Annotated in this window: 15 protein-coding genes; 3 read left to right on the top strand and 12 right to left on the bottom strand. The window is 72.2% G+C overall.

The window, feature by feature from the left end; genetic code table 11:
* Positions 1-3: 3 nt before the first annotated feature.
* The 5 genes from AB0E05_RS03295 to AB0E05_RS03275 form a co-directional block, all read right to left on the bottom strand.
* On the bottom strand, positions 4-876 hold the full coding sequence (locus AB0E05_RS03295; RefSeq protein WP_361957930.1) for an ABC transporter permease: 873 nt from the start codon (positions 874-876) through the stop codon (positions 4-6).
* Positions 873-1,856, bottom strand: coding sequence for an ATP-binding cassette domain-containing protein (locus AB0E05_RS03290; RefSeq protein ID WP_361957927.1), 984 nt, complete (start codon positions 1,854-1,856; stop codon positions 873-875). Before AB0E05_RS03290 ends, AB0E05_RS03295 begins: the two co-directional genes overlap by 4 nt.
* A 226-nt stretch (positions 1,857-2,082) precedes the next feature.
* Entirely contained in the window at positions 2,083-3,120 is a 1,038-nt protein-coding gene (locus AB0E05_RS03285) for a hypothetical protein (RefSeq protein WP_361957924.1), read from the bottom strand.
* 68 nt (positions 3,121-3,188) lie between these two features.
* Positions 3,189-4,814, bottom strand: coding sequence for a DUF6801 domain-containing protein (locus AB0E05_RS03280; RefSeq protein ID WP_361957921.1), 1,626 nt, complete (start codon positions 4,812-4,814; stop codon positions 3,189-3,191).
* Between the two features lie 186 nt (positions 4,815-5,000).
* Positions 5,001-5,630: a hypothetical protein gene (locus AB0E05_RS03275; protein WP_361957918.1), complete on the bottom strand. Its 630-nt coding sequence runs from the start codon at positions 5,628-5,630 to the stop codon at positions 5,001-5,003.
* 687 nt (positions 5,631-6,317) lie between these two features.
* Here AB0E05_RS03275 and AB0E05_RS03270 point away from each other — a divergent pair.
* Complete coding sequence (locus tag AB0E05_RS03270; protein WP_361957915.1) at positions 6,318-7,541, top strand: helix-turn-helix domain-containing protein; 1,224 nt, start codon at positions 6,318-6,320, stop codon at positions 7,539-7,541.
* A 12-nt stretch (positions 7,542-7,553) separates the two neighbouring features.
* Here the strand turns inward: AB0E05_RS03270 and AB0E05_RS03265 are convergent, their stop codons facing one another.
* The 3 genes from AB0E05_RS03265 to AB0E05_RS03255 all read right to left on the bottom strand — a co-directional run bounded on the left by AB0E05_RS03265 (position 7,554) and on the right by AB0E05_RS03255 (position 11,528).
* Entirely contained in the window at positions 7,554-7,712 is a 159-nt protein-coding gene (locus AB0E05_RS03265) for a hypothetical protein (protein ID WP_361957912.1), read from the bottom strand.
* Positions 7,713-7,780: 68 nt separating this feature from the next.
* Positions 7,781-9,466, bottom strand: coding sequence for a PE-PGRS family protein (locus AB0E05_RS03260; RefSeq protein ID WP_361957909.1), 1,686 nt, complete (start codon positions 9,464-9,466; stop codon positions 7,781-7,783).
* A 139-nt stretch (positions 9,467-9,605) separates the two neighbouring features.
* A complete protein-coding gene (locus AB0E05_RS03255) occupies positions 9,606-11,528 on the bottom strand; it encodes an AMP-dependent synthetase/ligase (RefSeq protein WP_361957906.1) in 1,923 nt (640 codons plus the stop codon).
* 149 nt (positions 11,529-11,677) lie between these two features.
* Between AB0E05_RS03255 and AB0E05_RS03250 the strand changes: the two genes are divergently transcribed.
* Entirely contained in the window at positions 11,678-11,926 is a 249-nt protein-coding gene (locus tag AB0E05_RS03250) for a hypothetical protein (protein WP_361957903.1), read from the top strand.
* Between the two features lie 13 nt (positions 11,927-11,939).
* Here the strand turns inward: AB0E05_RS03250 and AB0E05_RS03245 are convergent, their stop codons facing one another.
* From AB0E05_RS03245 to AB0E05_RS03235, 3 genes are all read right to left on the bottom strand, one after another.
* On the bottom strand, positions 11,940-12,377 hold the full coding sequence (locus AB0E05_RS03245; RefSeq protein WP_361957900.1) for a YchJ family protein: 438 nt from the start codon (positions 12,375-12,377) through the stop codon (positions 11,940-11,942).
* Positions 12,378-12,398: 21 nt separating this feature from the next.
* Positions 12,399-15,719 carry a hypothetical protein gene (locus AB0E05_RS03240; RefSeq protein WP_361957897.1) on the bottom strand — a complete coding sequence of 1,107 codons (3,321 nt, stop codon included), beginning with the start codon at positions 15,717-15,719 and terminating at the stop codon, positions 12,399-12,401.
* A gap of 256 nt (positions 15,720-15,975) precedes the next feature.
* The gene (locus tag AB0E05_RS03235) at positions 15,976-16,611 is read right to left on the bottom strand and encodes an isochorismatase family protein (protein ID WP_361958157.1); all 636 of its coding nucleotides are present in this window, start codon (positions 16,609-16,611) and stop codon (positions 15,976-15,978) included.
* Between the two features lie 274 nt (positions 16,612-16,885).
* Between AB0E05_RS03235 and AB0E05_RS03230 the strand changes: the two genes are divergently transcribed.
* Entirely contained in the window at positions 16,886-17,521 is a 636-nt protein-coding gene (locus tag AB0E05_RS03230) for a short chain dehydrogenase (RefSeq protein ID WP_361957894.1), read from the top strand.
* A 39-nt stretch (positions 17,522-17,560) separates the two neighbouring features.
* Here the strand turns inward: AB0E05_RS03230 and AB0E05_RS03225 are convergent, their stop codons facing one another.
* Complete coding sequence (locus AB0E05_RS03225; protein ID WP_361957891.1) at positions 17,561-19,912, bottom strand: NACHT domain-containing protein; 2,352 nt, start codon at positions 19,910-19,912, stop codon at positions 17,561-17,563.
* Positions 19,913-20,099: the final 187 nt, after the last annotated feature.

Raw genomic sequence — 20,099 nt, 5'->3', positions numbered from 1 at the left:
GGCTCAGCCCCCCTTCGGCGGGACGATCTGGAGGTAGATCGCGGTGAGGACCGTGTTCACGAAGAAGAGGAGGAGGAAGGTGATGACGACGGACTGGTTGACCGCGTCGCCCACCCCCTTCGGGCCGCCGCGGGGGTTGAGTCCGCGGTGGGCGGCGACGATCCCGGCGATGAAGCCGAAGATCAGCGCCTTGAGTTCGCTGATGTAGAGGTCGGGCAGTTGGGCGAGGGCGGAGAAGCTGGCGAGGTAGGCGCCGGGGGTGCCGTTCTGCATGACGACGTTGAAGAAGTAGCCGCCGAGGGTGCCGACGACGGAGACCATGCCGTTGAGGAGGACGGCCACCAGCATGGTCGCCAGCACCCTCGGCACCACCAGGCGCTGGATCGGCGAGACCCCCATGACCTCCATGGCGTCCAGCTCTTCGCGGATCTTGCGGGAGCCGAGGTCGGCGCAGATCGCGGAGCCGCCGGCGCCGGCGATCAGCAGGGCCACGATCAGCGGGCTGGCCTGCTGGATGACGGCGAGGACGCTGGCGCCGCCGGTGAAGGACTGGGCGCCGAGCTGCTGGGTGAGGGAACCGACCTGGAGGGCGATCACCGCGCCGAAGGGGATGGAGACGAGGGCGGCCGGCAGGATGGTGACGCTGGCGACGAACCAGAACTGTTCGATGAACTCGCGCACTTGGAAGGGCCGGCGGAACACCGCCCGGCTGACGGTGGCGGCGAGGGCGAACAGCTTTCCCGCCTCGCGCAGGGGGGCGAGCAGCGGGAGCGGCGCTGGAGGTGCGGGCGGGGGCTTCGGGACGTCGGCCGTACGGCCGGGATCCGGATCCGGGTCCGGCCCGTCGCTCCGGATCGGCATCCGGTCGGTGCTCATCGGGGCGCCACCTCGCCCGCGGCCGGGGCGAAGCTCTGCTGGACGGCGGCGCGAGCGGCTTCGGGCAGGGTGTCCATCAGGGCGCGCACCCGCTCCCTGCGTCGGCCGACGGCACGGCGCTCGGGCATGCCGGGCGAGGGTTCGAGTTGGGGGGCGATGGGCCGCGGGCCGTGCGGGGCGCTCCGCCCGAGTTGCTCCCGGGCGAGGGTCGCGGCGTCCTTCTCCTCCGACATGCCGATGGGGCCTTCGCGGCGTCCGCTGAGGAACTGGGCGACGACCGGTTCCTCGCTGGTGAGGAGGAGTTCACGGGGGCCGAAGGCGACGAGTTCGCGCCGGAAGAGCATGCCCATGTTGTCCGGGACGGTGGCGGCGATGTCGAGGTTGTGGGTGACGATCAGCATCGTCGCGTCGATCTGGGCGTTGAGGTCGATCAGGAGTTGGGAGAGGTAGGCGGTGCGCACCGGGTCGAGTCCGGAGTCGGGTTCGTCGCAGAGGATGATCTGCGGGTCGAGGACGAGGGCGCGGGCGAGTCCCGCGCGTTTGCGCATTCCGCCGGAGATCTCTCCGGGGAGTTTCCCTTCGGCGCCGACGAGTCCGACCATCTCCATGCGTTCCATGACGGTGCGCCGGATCTCGGACTCCTTCTTCCTGGTGTGTTCGCGCAAGGGGAAGGCGATGTTGTCGAAGAGGGACATCGAGCCGAAGAGGGCGCCGTCCTGGAACATCAGGCCGAAGAGCTTGCGGGTTTCGTAGACGTCGCGCTCCGGGCTGTTGACCATGTCGACGCCGTCGATGAGGACCCGGCCGCGCTCAGGCTTGAGCAGCCCGATGAGCGACTTGAGGAACACCGTCTTCCCCGTCCCGGAAGGCCCCAGCATGACGCTGACCTCTCCGGCGGGCAGGGTGAGGGTGACGTCCTGCCAGATGTTCTGCTTTCCGAAGGACTGTGTCAGTCCGTCGACGACCACTTCGATGCCCATCCCACCTCCTGCGGGTACTCGCGACCGCGTGCCGATTTCCGTACTCACGAAGTGACGAAGGTGTGCGCCGAGGGCGCACGTTAAGTTCACGGACCGGGCCGGGACAAGTGCCGTGCGGATCATTCGGCAGCCGATTCCCGGGGCCGCCGCGGTATTTGTCATCGGGTGACAACGTCCCGCGGCGGCTTGTGCGTTTTCCGCGCAAGAAGAATGCGGGAAGCGGGGGTTACGGCAGGACGGCCGAGTGCCAGTTGCGGGACAGGACCTTTCCCGCGTCGGGACGGACGAGGCCGGGGGCGGCGAGCCCGCCGCTGTGGGTGGCGGCGCCGTTCAGGGTCAGGTTGTTGTTCCCGGCCGGCGAGGGCAGTCCGGTCTTCAGGTCGATGGCGCCGTTGAGGACTCCGAGCAGTCCGCAGCCGGTGGCCTTGGGGACGGCGAAGGCCGCGTCGCCCTGACTGTTGCCGGTGAGGGCGAACCGCAGCATCGAACCGGCGGTGTTCGGAGTGCCGTCGCCGTCGAAGCGCTGGACGGCGAGGGTGGGGGCGGTGGTGTTCTGCGGGCGCAGCACGATCGGGTCGGCCGCGGAGCCGACGTAGCACTGCGAGCCGAGGAAGGGGTTCTGGAGCCGGATCCGTACGGGCAGTCTGACGATCGGCTTTCCGCTGGTGAGCCCGGCGGTGAGGTGGAACTCGGTGGGGGCGCCGGCGGACTCCACGGTGGCGGTGACCCGGTTGAGGGCGTTGTCCGTGAGCAGCTTGCAGATGTCGGTGACGACGGGGATGTCGCCGGGGCACATGAGGCCGAGAAGCCCGCCGGGGATCTCCGTCGGGGCGCCCGCGATCGCGCCGCCGGCGGGCGGCACGACGGTGAAGGTGCCGGCCTTGGTGTCCTGGACGACGCCGAACTGGAGGTCGTTGGCGCCGGTGGTGGCGGTGACCTTGCCGAGCTTGATCGAGCCGCCGGGCGACGTGGACGAGACGCAGGTGGCGACGGTCGCCTGGCCGTCGGCGGCGAGCATGGACGGGGCGTCGACGGGGCAGCGGGTGAAGGGGCTCCAGTGGCCGTTCAGCCGTACGTCGGCGGCCGATGCGGTGACGGCGGCCGATGCCGTCGTGGCGGACGGGGCTGCTGGTGCTGCCGGGGTTTGTGACGCGGCGGCGGGCGCCGCGCCCAGGGGGATCGCCCACAGCAGCGCGGCGAGCACGCCGACGCCGGTGGCGCGCCTCGGTCCGGTGCGTCGCTGTGGTTCGGGGACACGTCTCATCTCTCCCTCGGTCCTTTCCGGTGGTGGGGAGTGGTGGGAGTGGTGCGCGGTGCCTGGGTGCCGGTGCGTCAGCGCTGCGGCTTGGGTACGTCCTTCGGTTCCAACTCGGAAGTGCAGTAACGGGCGTCGGGGCGGGCCACGCCGGAGGCGCAGGGCGCGCCCTGGACCTGTTTGATGTAGTTGCCCGGGCCCGACACCGCGGAGGTGAAGACCGCGTCCAGGTCCTCGCCCACCCCGCAGCCGCTGAACGGCGGAATCGTCACCGTGGAGGTCAGTACGCCCCCGGTGATGAGTTGGTAGCCGTCGCCGCGGCCCTTGAGGATGCCGGTGAGGACCACGTGGTCCTTGGTGTCCTGGGCGGGGTCGGGGTCCTTGGAGTACAGCGATCCGACGGTGCGGCAGTCGGGGCCGACGTCCAGCGGGACCCCGTTGACCTCGACGTCGGTCAGCCGCAGCACCAGCGGGACCCGTACGTGGGTCACCCCGGTCGACTTGGCCAGCAGGATGTCCGAGTCGATGGTCATGGTCTTCGTCTGGACCAGCTCCATGGTCGCGGTGGTGGGCATGAAGCCGTACGTCAGGAACGTCGCCGGTGAGGGCTTCATCATCCGCTTGCCCTGCCAGTCCAGATCGCCGGTGGCGTGCTGGATGAGGTGGAGCCCGTCGGGCTTGGGGACGATCTTCTTCCACTCGTCGACGATCCTGTTGCAGGAGAGCCGGTTCAGCGCGGCGGCCTTCTGCTTGGTGGCGTTGGCGTAGCCGGTGACGTACGCCACGAGGGCGAGGGGATTGGTCCGGTCGCCGACGCACGGGGGTGCGGTGTCGCCCGGTGGGCCGGGGGTTGCGGACGGCTCGGCCCGCAGGCCGCGGTCGGGTCCGGTGTCCGTGTCGGTGCCGCCGTCGCCCTGCGGCCGGCCCGGGGCGCTGGTGGCGGGCACGGGGGCGGAGGTGGACGGCGCGGGCGGTGCGGCCGTCGCCCCGTCCCGTACGTCGACGCTGGCCAGCCGGCCGGCCCGGCCGAGGTCGGGGGTGCAGCTGAGCGCGAGCGTCGACGGCTCGGTGGGGGTGCCGTCCGCGGTGCTCAGGGCAAGGTCGACAGCCAGGGTGCGGGCGGTGAAGGTGAGGGGGCCGGTGTCACCGGGGGTCACCACGGGCACGGGCCCGGACGCGATCAGCCGTACCCGGGCTCCGTCTTCAGAGCCGGCAGAGGCTTTGGAGTTCTTGGAGTTCTTGGAGTTTTCGGCGCTCGGTGCGGGGACGGGCACGGCCCCTGCGGTGGCGCCCTCCCAGGTGACGTCGGCCCGGTGCTGCCGCTGGGCGAGGGCGACGGTGAGCCGGGTGGTGGCGGCGACCTCCGCGGCGGAGAGCGCGGCAAGTTCCGCGCCGGCCTCCGGGGAGAGGGTGACCTCGGTGGTGACGTCCTCGACGGCGAGCGGCCGGCCCGGCGCTCCGGTGGCGGGCAGCTGCGCGGTGACGGTCACGTCCACGCCCCGCTTCCCGGCGGGGAAGGCGCAGGTGTAGGCGAGGTCGACGGCGATACGGCGCTCCTCGTCGACGGCGCGGGCACCGGGCATCACCACGGCGACCAGGACGGCAGCGGCGACGGCGGCGCGCACCGCCGTACGGGAGCGCAGACGGGTGCGGAAGCGGGCCGACCCGGCTCGGGGCCCGGCCCGGTGGTGCGGCGTCCTCACGACCTCACGGCTCCCTCCACGCTACGGCCTGCGCTCTGCTGCCTGCTGCCTGCTGCCTGCTGCCTGCTGCCTGCACGATGACGGCGGATCGCGCGGCGACCGGCTCACCAGAGGCCGCCGCGCGATCCTCGAACACCCCCCGGGCCCCTCCCGCGCCGGCGGGGCCCCACCCGGCGGGCCGGGTGGTTAGGGAGTGCCGACCACGGTCGGCCGCACCCCGCCGGCGCCGGTGACGGCGAAGTCACCGTTGAAGGTGGGGTGGTCGCCGTTCTGGGCGATGCCGGCGCAGCCGGGGCTGGCGTTGGCCACGGTCAGCAGCCGCCCGCTGTTGGAGACGCTGAGGACGCCGGTCGCGTTGGAGTAGCTGACGCTGACCTCGCCGACGACGTCGAACTCGCAGGTGAGCACACCGAGCCGGGCCTGGACGCCGGTGATGTAGCCGGTGGTGACTCCGCCGCTGTGGTTCTGCGCCATCAGCTTCCACGGCGGGTTGGTGTCGGTCACCGGCTCCACCGGCCCCAGCGGGCTGGTACACGGATTGGCGGCGTTGCCGAAAGTGACCGGTGCGATGTTGCCGATGTGGGCGGGGTTGCCGGTGGCGCTGAACAGCGTGCCGCCCGCATGGGCGACGGGGCAGCTCAGCGGGATCCCGTTGAGGTCCAGGACCGTGTTCGTCGAGACGGCCGAGAAGGTGAGCGGGGAGGACGGGCCCACCGTCCAGTTCGTGGGCTGGGCCAGCGCCGGGCCGGCGGCGAGGGCGACGGCGGCGGCTGCCCCGGTGACGACCACCGCGGCCTTTCTGAGCGGGTTTCTCACGTGAGGATCCTTTCGGTTCGTCAGCAAGACGTCTTGCTCGGCGGTCGTGCTCCACGCCCGTGGGGGAAGCGCGATGGCCGGTGCGGCGCATTGAGCACGACGGAGAATCCCGGTCGCGAGGGGTTGACGGGATTCGGCCACGCCCGATCCGTGACGCTGCGAGACGTTACTTGCGGGAAACATCGCGCACAATCCCGCTGTTCATGATTCTCCGTACGGGAGTTTTTCCTCGTCACCCGGTAAGCAATTAGCCGCTCGACCTTGTCAATTCATGCGCAATTCCCTGGCCGGCCGGGGCTCCCCCGCAGTTCGCCCCGCACGCCGCCTGTCACGCCTCGACAGTGCCGACCGCCCCACCACCGCCCCGCGACCGGCCCGCCCGACCCCCGCCCCAGGGGTGTCCGCGCGCGCTCCCGGCGAGGGAACCCACTCCCCGGAATGCCGTGGAATGCCATCTTCCGGACGATCACACCAGGGAACCCACGAGTAACGAGTGGCTGGAACCCTTCCCCGTGACACCCTGCCAGACAGGCCGAAAAGGCCGGGGTTTTGTCAATCCGCCACAATTCGCGACGAGTGGATTCCTCCGACAGAGAGCGTTTTCTTGCCCTTGTGTCGACCCGGTTCCCAAGTGGTGTTCACCGCAGCACCGTTGGTCTATCTTGCAGCGTGCCGAAGGGAGACTCGATGCCGGGTACGGTGAACCTGCCGGACAGTGGGGAATCGCTGGGGCCGCTTCCGCAAGAGTTCGCCGCGATCATCAGGCCCGAACTCCCCAGCCTGATCAAAGAGATCGGAATCGAGGTCACCCGTGCGTATCCGGAGTACGCACGGCTGCTGAACGGGCCGTACGGCCAGGGCATCCGGGTGGGCGTGGAGCAGTCGATCTCGGTCTTCGTCGACCAGGTCGCCGAGCCCTCCGCACCCTCCCCCCTGCGGGACGAGATGTGCCGGCGCTTCGGCCGCTACGAGGCGTACGAGGGCCGCACGCTGGAGTCGCTCCAGGGCGCCTACCGGCTCGGGGCGCGCATCGCGCTGCGCCGGGCGAAGAAGGTGGGCCGCAGCTACAACCTCTCCCCCACGATGATGCTCTCCTTCGCGGACGCGCTCTTCGCCTACGTGGACGAGTTGGAGGCGCTGTCCCGCGAGGGCTATCTGGCGGCGCTGTCCCGCTCCGGGGAGCAGCACGAGATCCTCCGCCGCCGGCTGCTGCACCTGCTGCTGGCGGGGCCGCCGGTCCCGCGGACCGCGATCGCCGAGCTGTCGGAACAGACGGCGTGGCTCCTGCCCGAGCGGGTCACCCTGGTCGCCCTGCGCTCCCCGGCCGTGCTGGAGCGCATGGACATCGACAACATGGACAACGATGTCCTGGCCGACCTCAGCGACCCCCAGCCGCACCTGCTGATCCCCGGTCCCGTCGATGCGGACCGAAGACGGATGCTGGACGCGGCGCTGTTCGGCAACCGGGCCGCGGTGGGGCTGACCGTGCCGGCCGCCGAAGCGCACCACTCGATCCGCTGGGCCCGCCGCACTTTGGAGCTGGTCGACGCCGGCATCGTCCCCGACGCCCCGCTGGTCCTCGCCGAGGACCACCTCGTACGACTCTGGCTGCTGTCGGACCCGGGGCTGCTGGACCACCTCGCCGCGCGCGAACTCGCACCCCTCGCCGCCCTCACGCCCTCGCGCCGCGACCGCCTCGTGGACACCCTGCGGACCTGGCTGGACACCCGCGGCACGGCGGCGCAGATGGGCGAGCTGCTCGCCGTCCACCCGCAGACGGTGCGCTACCGGTTGCGCAACCTGGAGTCGATCATCGGCGACCGGCTCGTGGACGCCGAACGCCGCTTCGCCATCGAGGTGGTGCTGCGCGCCCGTGACCTCAGGCCGCGCGGCGCCCCGGACGGCCCCTGAGGGGCCGGTCCCTCAGCGGAGGTGCCGGACGACCGCGGTGTTCCCCGCGGCGCTCTGGAGGTACGCCAGCCGCACCACCACGGCGGGGTCCGGTGCGGCGAGTCGGATCCGGTGCGACGCCGTCGAACGACCGCGCCGCCACTCGTCCTCCACCGGCTCGCCCCCGAGCACGGGTGCCGGCTCCCCCGGCGCGCGGGCCGGCTCGCACCGCGGCTCACCGGCCCATCCGTGCACCCGTCTCACGGCTTCCTGGTGCGCGGCCCCACCAGGGACTCGTACCGGGCCCGTCGCTTCTGCGAGCCGTCCTTGGTCTTCTCCAGCTCCTCGTCCCATTCCGTCTTGATCTCGTCCAGATAGGTGCGCCAGTCCCCGCTGGCGTGGGACGCGCCCATCTCCCGCAGGTCCACCAGGCGGCCGTTGTCCCCCTGCTTCCCGGTGCCGACCTTGTCGGCCTTGTGGCCGTGCAGGACTGATTCCGGGTTGGCGGTGGCCTCTGAGGAGCGGATGTCGTGCACGTACCCGACGGGGCTGGGGGCACCGGGAGCGACGGTCTCGATGCCGATCTGGAGCGAGCCGTCCCTCTTGGTGGTGGGCCGGTGGAAGACGAACAGCATGTGTCCGTACGACCCGTTCGGCAGCACGACGTTCCCGTTCCAGTCCTTGGAGCCGAGACCGCCGCCGGAGATGTCCTGCCCCCACAGCTTGGGGTGGGCCGCACCGGACGTCACCCTGTTGGCGACGCCCGCCCTGAAGAAGCCGCCCTTCTCCTGGAACCTGCCGGGCTCCCCGTCCTCCTTGTTGTCCCCGATGGAGGTGCGGTGCGTGGCGTAGCCCCGTTTGTCGACGTCCTCCTCACGGTCGGCCTTCGCCGCTCCCTTGGTGAGGCCGAGGAACGCCGGAAGTGCGTAGGCGGGCTCGTCCTCGCTCTGGAGAGCGGGGATGCGGACGTTGACCCGGCCACCGTGCGCGAGGGCGCGCACCACGTCGACCTCGTAGTCGACCACGTGCGCCTTCGCCCCGGCGTCGTAGAGCTTCAGTCCGTTCTGCAGGACGAGCAGCACCTTGGTGAGGATCTCGCGGGCCCGCTCGTCCTTCGCCCGATGGGCCGAGGTCAGGTCCTTCGCCGTCCCCTGACCGGCCTTCGAGGCGTCGCCGGAGTGCTTGCGGTGGGGGGCGACCCCGGCCGGGTGCAGGGTGTCGACGGCCGTGTCCCGGATCTGCCGGTTACGGTCCGCCACCAGGTCGGCCCGCTCCTTGGCCGTGCCGATGGGCCCTTGGGTGCGCAGGAACCGGCCGAGGGTGTAGTCGGGGGTGATCGGGGTGTCCTCGCCCGGTCGGCGCGTGGACGGGTGGTTGGCCTTGAGCGCAAGGGTCGCGGTGAGCACGCGCCTGCCCGCGGGGAGCTTCAGCCAGTCGCCGAACTGACCCTTGGCGGAGTACTCCCGGGCCTGCGCGTAGGTGCCGATGCCCACGTCCTTGAGCCACTCCGGGTTCTCTCGGGAGAGCTGCTCGATGTACTTCAGTTCCTGCTCGCTGAAGACCTCGCCTTCCATCACCCGTCGGTCCAGCGTCTTCCGCAGCCGTGCGGGCCCCTCGACCATCCACTCCTCGGGCCACCAGGTGCCCGGGGCGAAGATGTTCTTCTTGCCCTTCTTCAAGAGGGTTTCGCCGGCGATCAAGCGGCTCAGCTCTTCGATGGCCTCCGCGCCCTTCACGTTCCGCCCGTCGCCGCCCGTCTGCTCGGCCGAGGGTCCCCCGGTGCGCTGGACCACGGCCGGAGCCGTGCCCTCCCGGTCCGGGTCGGCCGCCACGCGTTGCAGATGGCTCAGCCAACTCGCCGTCACGCCGACGGCGGGCGCGCCGGACCTGGCGACCGCCGGCGGTCGCCCGTCGTTGTGAGCCCGCTCATGTGCGGCAGAGTGCACGACGTACCTCGCAAAGGACCTGGACGCGACGGGTGGGATCACGTCTTCCTAAGCCATCGGGCCCGCGCGGGGCAGGGACGTCGGGGCCGGTTCGAGGGTCCCTGCCGTGCCCCTTCGGGCACCCGCCCGCCCCGGCCGGTCACACCCCGGCGTACAGCGCGTCGATCTCGTCCGCGTACGCCTCCGTCACCTTCGCGCGCTTGACCTTCAACGACGGGGTGAGCTGCCCGTTCTCCTCGGTGAACGACCCCGGCAGGATGCGGAAGCCACGGATCGACTCCGCGCGGGAGACGGCCTCGTTCGCGTGGTCCACGGCCCGCTGGACGTCCGCGATCAGCTCGGGGTCGTCGCAGAGCGCGGCCGGCGGGGTGTCCTTCGGGCGGCGACGGACCGCGAGCCAGTGCTCCACCGCCTCCACGTCCAGGGTGACCAGCGCGACGACGTAGGGGCGGCGGTCGCCGACCACGACGCACTGGCCGACGGGCGCTCGGCTGCGCAGCCGGTCCTCCAAGACGGCCGGCGACACGTTCTTGCCCCCGGAGGTGACGATGAGGTCCTTCTTCCGCCCGGTGATCGTCAGGTATCCGTCGTCGTCCAGACCGCCGAGGTCACCGGTCGCGAACCAGCCGTCGGTGCGGGACTTCCGGCTCGCGGCGGGGTCGTTCCAGTACGCGTCGAACACGATGTCGCCCCTGATCAGCACCTCGCCGTCGGCCGCGATCCGCACGGCGGTGCCGGGCACGGGCAGCCCGACCGTGCCGGGCCGCGGCGCGAGCGGCGGCGAGATGGTGGCCGCTGCGGTGGTCTCGGTGAGCCCGTACCCCTCGTACACCACCACCCCGGCCGCGTAGAAGAAGAGCATCAGCCGGCGGTCCAACGGCGATCCGCCGCTGATGGCGTACCGCAGCCGGCCACCGAGTTGGCTGCGGATGCGGCGGTACACCAGCAGGTCGTACAGCGCGTGGGCGGCGGTGAGGGCGAGCCCGGGGCCCCTGCCGGTGCCGAGGTGCCGGGCGAGGTGCGCGGCGCCGTACCGGACGGCGATCGCGTCCGCGCGGGCGAAGGAGGCGCCCCGGCCCATCCGTTCGGCGATCGTCCGCCCCGTGTCGTGGATCTTCTCGAAGAGGTACGGCACCCCGACGACGAACGTGGGGCGGAACTCGCGCAGTTGGGGGCGCAGGTCCTCCGGCTTGATGCTGGGGCAGTGGCCGATCTCGATCCGGGCCAGCAGACAGGCGATCTGGATGGTGCGCCCCAGGACGTGCGCGAGCGGCAGGAAGAGGAGCGTCGACGCGGTCTGCCGGGTGACCTCCTGGAAGACGGGGTGCAGCAGTTCGACCGTGTTCGCGGCCTCGGCGAGCAGGTTGCCGTGGGTCAGGACGCAGCCCTTGGGCCGGCCCGCGGTGCCGGAGGTGTAGCAGATGGTGGCGACGGAGTCGGCGGTGACCGCGACCCGCCGCTCGGTCACCTGCGCGTCGCACAGGGCGGCGCCGAGCGCGGTCAACTCCGCCAGGGCGCCGGAGTCGATGCGCCAGACGGCGGGCGGGTGCGGCAGGCCGCGGGCGGCTGCGGCGACGACGGCCGCCAAGTCGCCGTCCTCGACGATCACATGGCTCACGGCCGCGTCGCTGAGGATCCAGGCGACCTGCTCCGCCGACGAAGTGGCGTACACAGGTACGGACTGTCCCCCGGCCGCCCAGATCGCGAAGTCGAGGACGGTCCACTCGTACCGGGTGCGGGACATGATCGCGACCCGGCCGCCGGCCGGTACACCCGCCGCGATCAGCCCTTTTGCAACCCCGGTGACCTCGTCGGCGAAGGTCGCGGCCGTGACGGACCGCCAGGCGCCGTCGTCGCCCCTGCGCCGTAGGATGATCGATTCGGGTGCGTGCTGCACATTGTCGTAAGGTATGTCGCCAGTGCTGCCGGTGGCAGAGGTCGGGGCCAGCCGTGCGGTGCGCACCTCCCGTACGACGCCGTCTCTCCGGACGATCTCCACCGCGGCACGGTCGGCGAGGCCACCGCGCCGTTTCGCCCTCTTCAGGTCCTTGCGTACGCCCATGGTCGGCTCCTTGTTCGCGCGGTGCGGGCGGGGGGTTGCCGGGACACGGCGCCACGGGGGGTGACGCGTCGAAGGGCAACTTACTCGCGCGTAAGAAGAAATCAATGGGGCGGCCGGGAAGGGCCACCGCACAGAGAAGGACGGGCACCGTGACCGCGTCGCCGCTCGTTCCCGTACCCATCCCCGACCGTGTGGCCGTGCTGATCGGCTCCTGCATGCCGGAGCACGTGCTGTGCGCCGAGATCGAGGCGGACCGGGCGGCCCGGCTGCTGCACTGCTTCCGCGGCCCGCTGGACGCGGCCGGGTACGCGGAGCGGGAGCGGACGCTGGCGGTGCTGGCGCGGGCGAACAAGGTGCTGGCGGCCCACAACCCGCGTCTGATGGTCCTGCGCGACTGACCCTTGCGGTGGGTTACTCGATGAACGTCCCGTCCACGTAGACCCAGGCGCCGGCGAACCGCTCGAAGGTGCTGCGCTCGCGCAGCTCGCCGCGCTTGCCGTGGTGGCGGTAGCGGGCCCGGAAGGTGACCGTGCCGGCGGAGTGGAACGGGCCGCCGTTCGTCACCTCGGTGACCTCCAGCCCCTCCCACGCCATGCCGGGGTCCAGGTCCAGCTGCGCCGGTCGGGTGTCGGGGTGCCAGGTCCGCAGCAGGTACGCCGTGTCAAGGGCGACGAACGCGCTGTAGCGGGAGCGCATCAGCAGCTCTGCGGACGGGGCCGCCGCCTCCCCCGAGTGGAATCGCCCGCAGCACTCGCCGTACGCCGCGGGCAGCCCACAGGGGCAGGGCGTGGCGGCGGTCAGTGCGGCGGGGTCGAGGGCGCGGCGGGGGCGGGCGGAGCGTGGGGACATGGCTCCATTCTCCCGCAGGGGTCAGGGGGCGGCGCCCCGGGGCGGCCGTCCGCAGCGGTGGTCGGCGACGAAGGCACGGGCCCCGGCCAGGACCTCCGCCGGGACGCCGGGGACTCCGTCGTCGGTGGCCCGGGCGAGCAGGGGGGCGACCACGTCGTGCAGCACGGACCGGGCGGCGGGGTTGTGGGGCAGGGCGCACAGCGCGAGGAGGCGTTGGACGGATTCGGCCCCCAGCAGCTCCAGGTACATCTGGACCTCCTCCCGCAGTTCCTGCCGCGGGGACTCGGTCAGCAAGCTGAGCAGCACGGTGGAGGTGAGGTCCAGGTGGTCGTTTCTGCCCTGATCGTCCGTGCAGCCCGAGATGACGAACAGGACCACGTCCAGGGGCAACCGGTGGGCATCGAGGACGAGTTGCCGCAGTACCAACCGGCGCACCTCGTACCTGGTGTCCTCGTCGATGCTGGAGTTCCACGTCATGACCCTGGCGCAGTCGTAGTACCTGCTGGCCAGTTCGTCGGGCGCCGCGTGCAGCCCGCTCGTCAACCAGAGGGCCGTCAGCATGCGGGCCACGGAGGTGGACGGGCCCGTGGACGAACTCTCGACGGCGGTGACGGCGCGCGGCAGCACGGCGAAGTAGGGGTCGAGGGCGTGCAGCACGAGGAGGTCGTTGGTGCCGCCCGAGACCATCATCTTGTGGTGGACCTCGTCCGGCTGGGAGCGGGCCCAGCTCACCGGACCTTCCTCGTCGCCGAGCCGTCGCCCGTACAGCCAGTGGGCGTCCACCGGCTCCGGCTCGCCCGTCGTCCGTGCCGCGGCCATGACGCTGAGGTCCTGCTGCTCGCCGGTCCAGCACTGCCGCAGGTCCAGTGCCAGGGCGAACTCCGTCCACTCCGACTCGCGGAACGCCGAGCGCCACAGCAGCGCGCGCCGGTGCCAGAGCGCGGCGGGCTTGTCGGCACCGGGGAAGAGCCGGCTGGCCCGCAGCGGCTCCGGGGAGACGAGGACGGCGAGCAGGATGACGTTCGCCGAGTACAGGCCGTGCCGGGAGGAGGTGGCCCGGACCTCGGGACGGTAGTCGGCGTAGGCGTGTTCGGTGCGGTTGCGGTGGTCGGCCAGCACAGTCAGCAGCAGCTCGACGAGGCGTTCGCGCTCCTGCGCGGGCAGGAGTTCGATGCGGGCGGTCGCGAAGCGGAGTATCTGGCGGGAGGCGAGGGTGGCGTACGACAGCAGGACGTACGGCAGGTCGTCGTTGATCCGCGCGCGACCCACCGCGAGCGCCGGCCGCTGGGCGAGCAGCCCTTCGAGGAGCTGCACGGAGAGCCGGGCGACCAGGTACTCGCCGAAGGTGGCGTGCAGGAACTCGTAGGTCGCGAGCCGCTGGGCGTCCCGCAGCGCCTGGGAGCGCTGGACGAAGAAGAACCGGCCCAGTGCGATGTCCCCCTGGCCGAGCGGCGCCCGGCGGCCGTCGCCGACCGACTCCGCCCGGCCGAGCAGTGCGGTGAGGTCGTCTTCGGCTTCCTGTGAGGTGATCCACTGGCGGCGGCGGTTGAGCATGCCGAAGGAGATCAGGGAGAGCCGCTGGAGTTCCTGTTCGGCGCGCTCGGCGAGCCGGTGGCCGGTGAGGAAGTCGCTCGACTTCGCGACTTCCCGGGACGCGAAGGAGGTCAACAGCTCCTCGTAGAGGTGCGACGCGTCGAAGGGGGTGTCGCCGACCGTTTCCTGTTGGAGGGCGTTGGCGGTGCCGTCGTAGAGCGCGAGCATCAGCAACAGCAGTGGTTGCGAGGCGAGTTCCCCGTGGCGGAGGGCGACGGGGGCCGGCAGCGGGACCAGTCCACGGCCGGCGAGGTACGAGCTGTTCAGCCGGTTCCACAGCTCCAGCCAGCGGGTGACCTGCTCGGCACTGAAGGGCTCCAGGCGCAGCGCGACGGCCCCCTCCGGGTAGCGCGGCCGGTCGGCGACGGCGGTGCGGCTGGTGACGATCGCGTACACCGGGCGGTCCTGGTCGGCCTCGCGCTCCTGGAAGCGGGCGACCCGCAGGAGGAAGTCGGACTGGCTGATGCCGGTGGCCTGGAGCAGTTCGTCGTAGCCGTCGAAGAGGAGGACGGGCACGGAGTCACCGGCCGCGCGGACCAGTTCGGGCCAGGGGACGCGTTCGCCGGTCGCGGCGCGCACGGCCCACTCGATCTGGTCCTGCACGTCCAGGTCGGAGGGGACCTCGCGCAGCAGGATCCGCACCGGCAGATAGCCGGCGGACGGCAGCCGGGCCGCGAGGATCCTGGTCAGGACCGACTTGCCGGCTCCGGGCTGGCCGAGGACCATCAGCGGGGCGCGGGTGGTCGCGGGCGCGGTGAGCAGGCCGGACAGGCACTCGATGAGGTCGGACCGCGGCTCGACCTCGGACCAGAACTCCTCGTCGGCGGGTCCGCGCGACGTGCCGGCGACGGCCCGCAGCCGGAAGTCGGGGTCGACGTACCCCTCCTCCAGTGTGGGCAGGCGCACTCCGGCCGGGGCGTGGCCCTCGGAGAGGATGGGCTTGGCGAGCGCGGCGCGGTAGCCGGTGGTGAGGGCCGCGGCGGCGTGCCGGTGCGGCTGGACGGTGCTGAGTCCGGCGAGGGCGGCCTCGACGCCGGTGAGCGAGCGGCGGACGAGGGTGCGGGTGGCCTGGTGGTCGACCTGTCCGGACCAGAACCCGAATTCGGGTACTTCGACGGCGAGTTCCCCGTACAGCTGCTGGTAGCGGTCGCAGGCGCAATGGGTGACCGCACGGCCGGCCGTGGTCAGTTCGTCGTCGCGGGTGTGCGGATCGAGCCGGTCGTAGACGGCGAGGCCGCTGGCGAAGCGGATGAAGTGGGACTGGAAGCTGCGGTAGTTACTGCGGACGGCGCCCATGTGGTCCTCGAAGGGGCGGTGCGGCGCGGGCGGGTCCACCCGCAGGTCGACCAGCGACTCGACCAGGTCCACGCCCGGCGCGGTCCCGCTCGCGATCGCCACCTGGTCCCGCCCCGTCAGCTCCAGCTCCTCCAGCCCGAACGGCAGCTCCACCTCCCCCAGCGCCTCGAACCAGGCCGAGATCACCAGGACGGAGTGGGCCGCGTGGATCCGGTCCGTACGCGTCACGCGGTCCGCGTCGCTGAGGGACCCGCGCAGGTTCGCGGTGAGGTCTCGGCCCAGCCGCAGCACCCGCCCCTGGGCGTCGAGCATGTTCAGCACCGCGTCGCTGACGCCGCCCGTCGCCACGGACAGGACGCCCCCGAGCGCCCGGTCCGCGGCGGCAAGCGCCGCGCTGTCCCCCGTCAGGATCGCGACCGCGTCCCGGTAGCTGATCTGTCGTCGCCCTCGCACCGAACCCCCGTAGCCCCTGGTCGACTTGTCGTCCGCGTCCGGTGTACCACGGACCCACCGGACACGGACCGGCTTTCGATCGGGCGCAGGTCAGGAGCTGTCAGGGGCGGGCACAGCCGCAAGACGGCCGTATCCCACGCAGCTGGCAGCGGGCCCGCACGAACCCGTGCCGGGTCTCGGCTCCCGGGGCACGGTTCAGACGCACGATGTGCTCAAGCTGCACCGCCGGTGCCGCCTTCCGCACGGGTCCCCTTGCTCAGGCGCCTGCCGCCGGCGGCACGGCCGCCTCGAAGGTCACCGCCTCCGCCGTCGCCACGAACTCCGGGTCCGAACCGAGCGCGTGCTCCGCGACCCGCGACACGACGGACGGCGGGATGTCGTCCAGGCCGTACGTCGCATGCGCGTCGTGCGGCACTATGACGTGCAGTCCGTGCTCCACCGCCCCGAAGGCCGTGGCGCTCACGCACATCTCGGAGAGCACGCCCGCGATGACCACCGCCCGCACCCCGTGCCCGTCCAGCAGCGCGCCCAGCTCCGTGCCCTCGAAGCCGTCGTCGCTCACCTTGCGGACCACGACCTCCCGTGCCGACTCCCGCACCGGCAGATACAGCTCCCAGCCCGGCTTCCCCCGCTCGTCCACGGCGCCCGCCTCGCCGTCATTGCGCAGATGGACCACGACCGCACCCGCCTGCCGGGCCCGCTCCAGCAGCAGACCGAGCCGGTCGACGACCCGATCGGCGTCGGGAACGGCCTCCGGGCCCGACAGGAACGCCGTCTGCGCATCGACCACGATCAGCGCCTGCGCCGGGAGGCTCGACGCCCCCTTGCGCGGAACGGAGTGCCACACCCCGTCCCGTACGAAACCGCCCTCCTGTGCCCCGGTCTCCACCATCTGCACCGCCCCACCTCAACGATCGACAACGACGTTGATCACCACCGTACGCGCTCCCGCGACAACGCTCGCGAGCCTGTGGATAACTCCCCTCACCGCCCACCGCCCACCGCCCACCGAACCGCGCTGCCCAGCACCGCGGCCCATGCACGACGACGTCCATGCCCTCGGGTTATCAGCACGGGTATTGGACGCCCCACCCGCCGGACGCACAGGCTGTCGACATGGATCGACCCACCTGGGGGTGGATCGCACACACCGTCGGGAGTTCGTCATGAAGGCAGTCGTCATCGGTTCGACCGGGATCATCGGCGGCGCCGTCGTCAGCGCCCTGGAAGGCTCGTGCCACGAGGTCCTGGGCGCCTCGCGCCGCGGCGCGCTACGGGTGGACCTGGAGCAACCGGACTCCGTCGACGCCCTGTTCGCGGCGGTGGGCCCGGTGGACGCCGTGATCGTCACCGCCGGCAGCGGCGCGCTGGTACCGCTGCTGGATTCGACGGAGGACGAGCTGTTCACCGGCCTGCACGGCAAGCTGTTGGGCCAAGTACGGCTGGTGCGCGGGGCCCTGGCGTCCGTACGCGACGGTGGGTCGATCACCCTCACCTCCGGCGCCATCCCCGAGGCGACGGCCGGCGCGTCCTTCGGCGCGCTCACCAATGCGGGACTGAACGCCTTCGTGCGCCGCGCCGCCGTGGAGCTGCCCCGCGGAGTCCGGCTGAACGCGGTCAGCCCCGGCTGGGTGCGGGAGACATTGGTGGCGCTCGGCCCGGAGGCGCGCGCGGAGTTGGCGGTGGACGTCTCCCAGGGCACGCCCGCGTCCGAAGTCGCCGAGGGTTACGTCCGGTTGGCGACCGGCCGGGAGACCGGACGTCGCGGCTCGTGGACGCCCACGGGCTGGCAGCTCACCTGAACCCTCACCGCAGCCACCGCAAGCCCCGCGAAGGCTCCGTCACGACACCCGCCCGCGCACCGGCGCATCGGACGGCCCCGGCGCCGTGCGCGCCGCCGGCACGCGTGCGCCGGCCAGCCGGTGCTGCAACCGGGCGTGCCGGAACTGGTACACCGGCCCCACCTGACGCAGCACACCCAGCCGGTGGGCGTCCGCGAGGAACGTCTGCAACCGCCACGGCAGCCGCCCGCGCACCGCGAGGACGGTCCGCGCCGCGCAGTAGTACGGCCAGGCGTACGCCGCCAGCGTCAGTGCTCCCCCGGTGAGCCCGAGCGCCGCGACCCCGATCAGCATCTGCCAGATGAGGTAGGGCTGCACGCCCGCGCCGGAGTTGAGGGCGACGATGGGGACGCCCGTGAGCACCACGCCGGTGACGCCGTTGACGACCGCGATCAGTCGATCCGCCTTGAGCGAGGTCTTCGGGGTGGTGAACTCGCGCGGGGACGTGGTGCTCCTGACCCAGCCGAGGACGGCCTGGGCGACGCCCATGCCCGCGCCGAAGGCCATGCCGTGCGCCCACGCCGTGACGGAGTCCGACGCGAACAGGGAACCGCCGGCGAGTGCGGCGAGGCTGGCGCCCCCGAGCAGGGTGACGCCGAGGACCGTCACCGCCGCCGCGGGCAGCCGCTGCCGCCAGTGCCGCAGCGCCAGGGCCCCGCGCTGCGGCTGTCCGGGGGGCTGCGGCAACCCCGCGCTGAGCAGGGCCATCAGTGCGGGGAACCCGTACAGCCCGGCGAAGGTCGCGGCGGTGCCCAGGGCGCCCCACACGCCGCTGCCCCGGCTGAGTTCCACGAAGAAGAACGGCGAGCTGGCCGCCAGTGCGCCGCCCAGGCCGATGAGCACGAGCGCGGGCGTCGGGGCGATCGATCCGCTGGGTCGTTCCGCGATCCAGGAGGCGACGCACTGCATGCACACGACGCTGACCACGGTGGTCGGCAGCCACATCAGCGCCTCGGTGGGCGCCCAGTGCGCGTCGGCGGCCACGAGCAGCAGTACGTAGAAGCTCCCCAGCCACAACGGCATGGCGACGGCCGTGACGCAGCCCCACACCGCGGCACGCCGCCAGGGGCGGGCCAGCGCCGTCACCCAGCCGTAGAGCTGCCACCAGGCCAACTCGTACGTTCCACGGGCCTCCAGACCGCGGGCGAGGAAGGTGAGGTAGCGCCGGGCGCGGTGCGGATCCCAGCGGTGCCAGCCGGCGGGGCTCGTGCGGTGGGCGCGGGCGAAGAGGGTGGGGACGAGGGCGTCCAGCAGGTGGTGCTCGATGGCCTCTGCGGTGGGGAAGCGACGGGGGTCGCCCAGCTCTGTCGGATCGCCGGGGGCGTCCGCGTACACGGCCCTGGCCAGGGCCACCGTGAGCGGGCTCGCCAGCGCCCGGGCCGCCGCGCCCTCGGGTTCCTGTGCCAGGTGGTCGACGAGCGCGTCCCAGGGTTCTTGCCGCGGGCCGGGCGGGGTCGCCAGGCGCAGCAGGGCGATGGCGTCGTCGGGGCGCACGGGCGCGGGGCTGACGACGGCGGCGCCGGCCAGTACGTCGGCGTCGGCGACGGCCGCCGCGTAGTCGTCGGTGCGACAGGTCAGCACCAGCGGTGCGTGGGGGTCGAGGGTGTCGTTGAGCGCCCGCAGGACCACAGCACGGCCGGGTTCGGGGCATTCGTCGAGGGCGTCGAGCACGGGCAGGACCAGGCCGTCGGCGAGCAGGTCGGCGACGGCGCTGGGGCCGAAGGTGTCGGTGTCCGCCAGTTGGGGGTAGTCGGCCAGGATGCGGCGCCGCAGCCAGGTCCCGACGGTCTCTTGGGACGGGTCGAAGGAGGCCAGGGAGAGCAGCACCGGTACGGGTTCGTCCACGTCCCGGTCGTGCAGCAGGGCGAGCGTCAGCAGCACGGCGAAGGTCGTCTTGCCCGATCCCGCCGGGCCCAGGACGACCAGCCGTCGGCGCGGCAGCGCGCGGAAGGTGGCCGCCAGCTCTTCGGCCTGGTCGGCCCGGCAGGTGACCGGGTCGCCGATGAGCTGTCGGTGGTCGGTGACGCGAAGGAGGGGGCAGTCCTCCCACACCACGGGGAGCGGCGCGGGGTCGAAGAGTTGGCGCAGCGCGGCCTCGTTCCGCCACTGCCGGCGCACCAGCCGGGCCAGGATCCGGGCGGCGTCGGTGACCTGGACGGGGGTGGAGGCGACGCCGTGCCGGGGGTTGCGCCGCCAGGCCCACATCGCCATCACGCCGAACAGGCCGACCACGGCCGCCACCACCGAGCTGGCGCTCGCGGCGTCCTCGGGGACCGCCCTGGCCCACAGGGCGACCAGACCGATGGTCACCACGACGCACACCAGCCACGTCAGTACCCACCGCCATCGCATGTGCCCACTCCTCGCCCGCCGTGAAGGCCCGCTCGGTCTTCGGCGGCGTCCGGTGCCCGTCCGGTACGTCCGCACCGTGCGTCACACGCCGGTCGGCGTCCTCCGCCCTCCACGGGCGTCTGTCACGGCGGCCGATCGTCCTCGTCGGAGCCAATCCGCCGCAGCCGTACGGGGTCCCGTTCACCGG

The sequence above is a fragment of the Streptomyces sp. NPDC048057 genome (genome assembly GCF_040653095.1).
Classification (GTDB): Bacteria; Actinomycetota; Actinomycetes; order Streptomycetales; family Streptomycetaceae; genus Streptomyces.
This window is presented reverse-complemented; position numbering and strand designations above follow the sequence as displayed.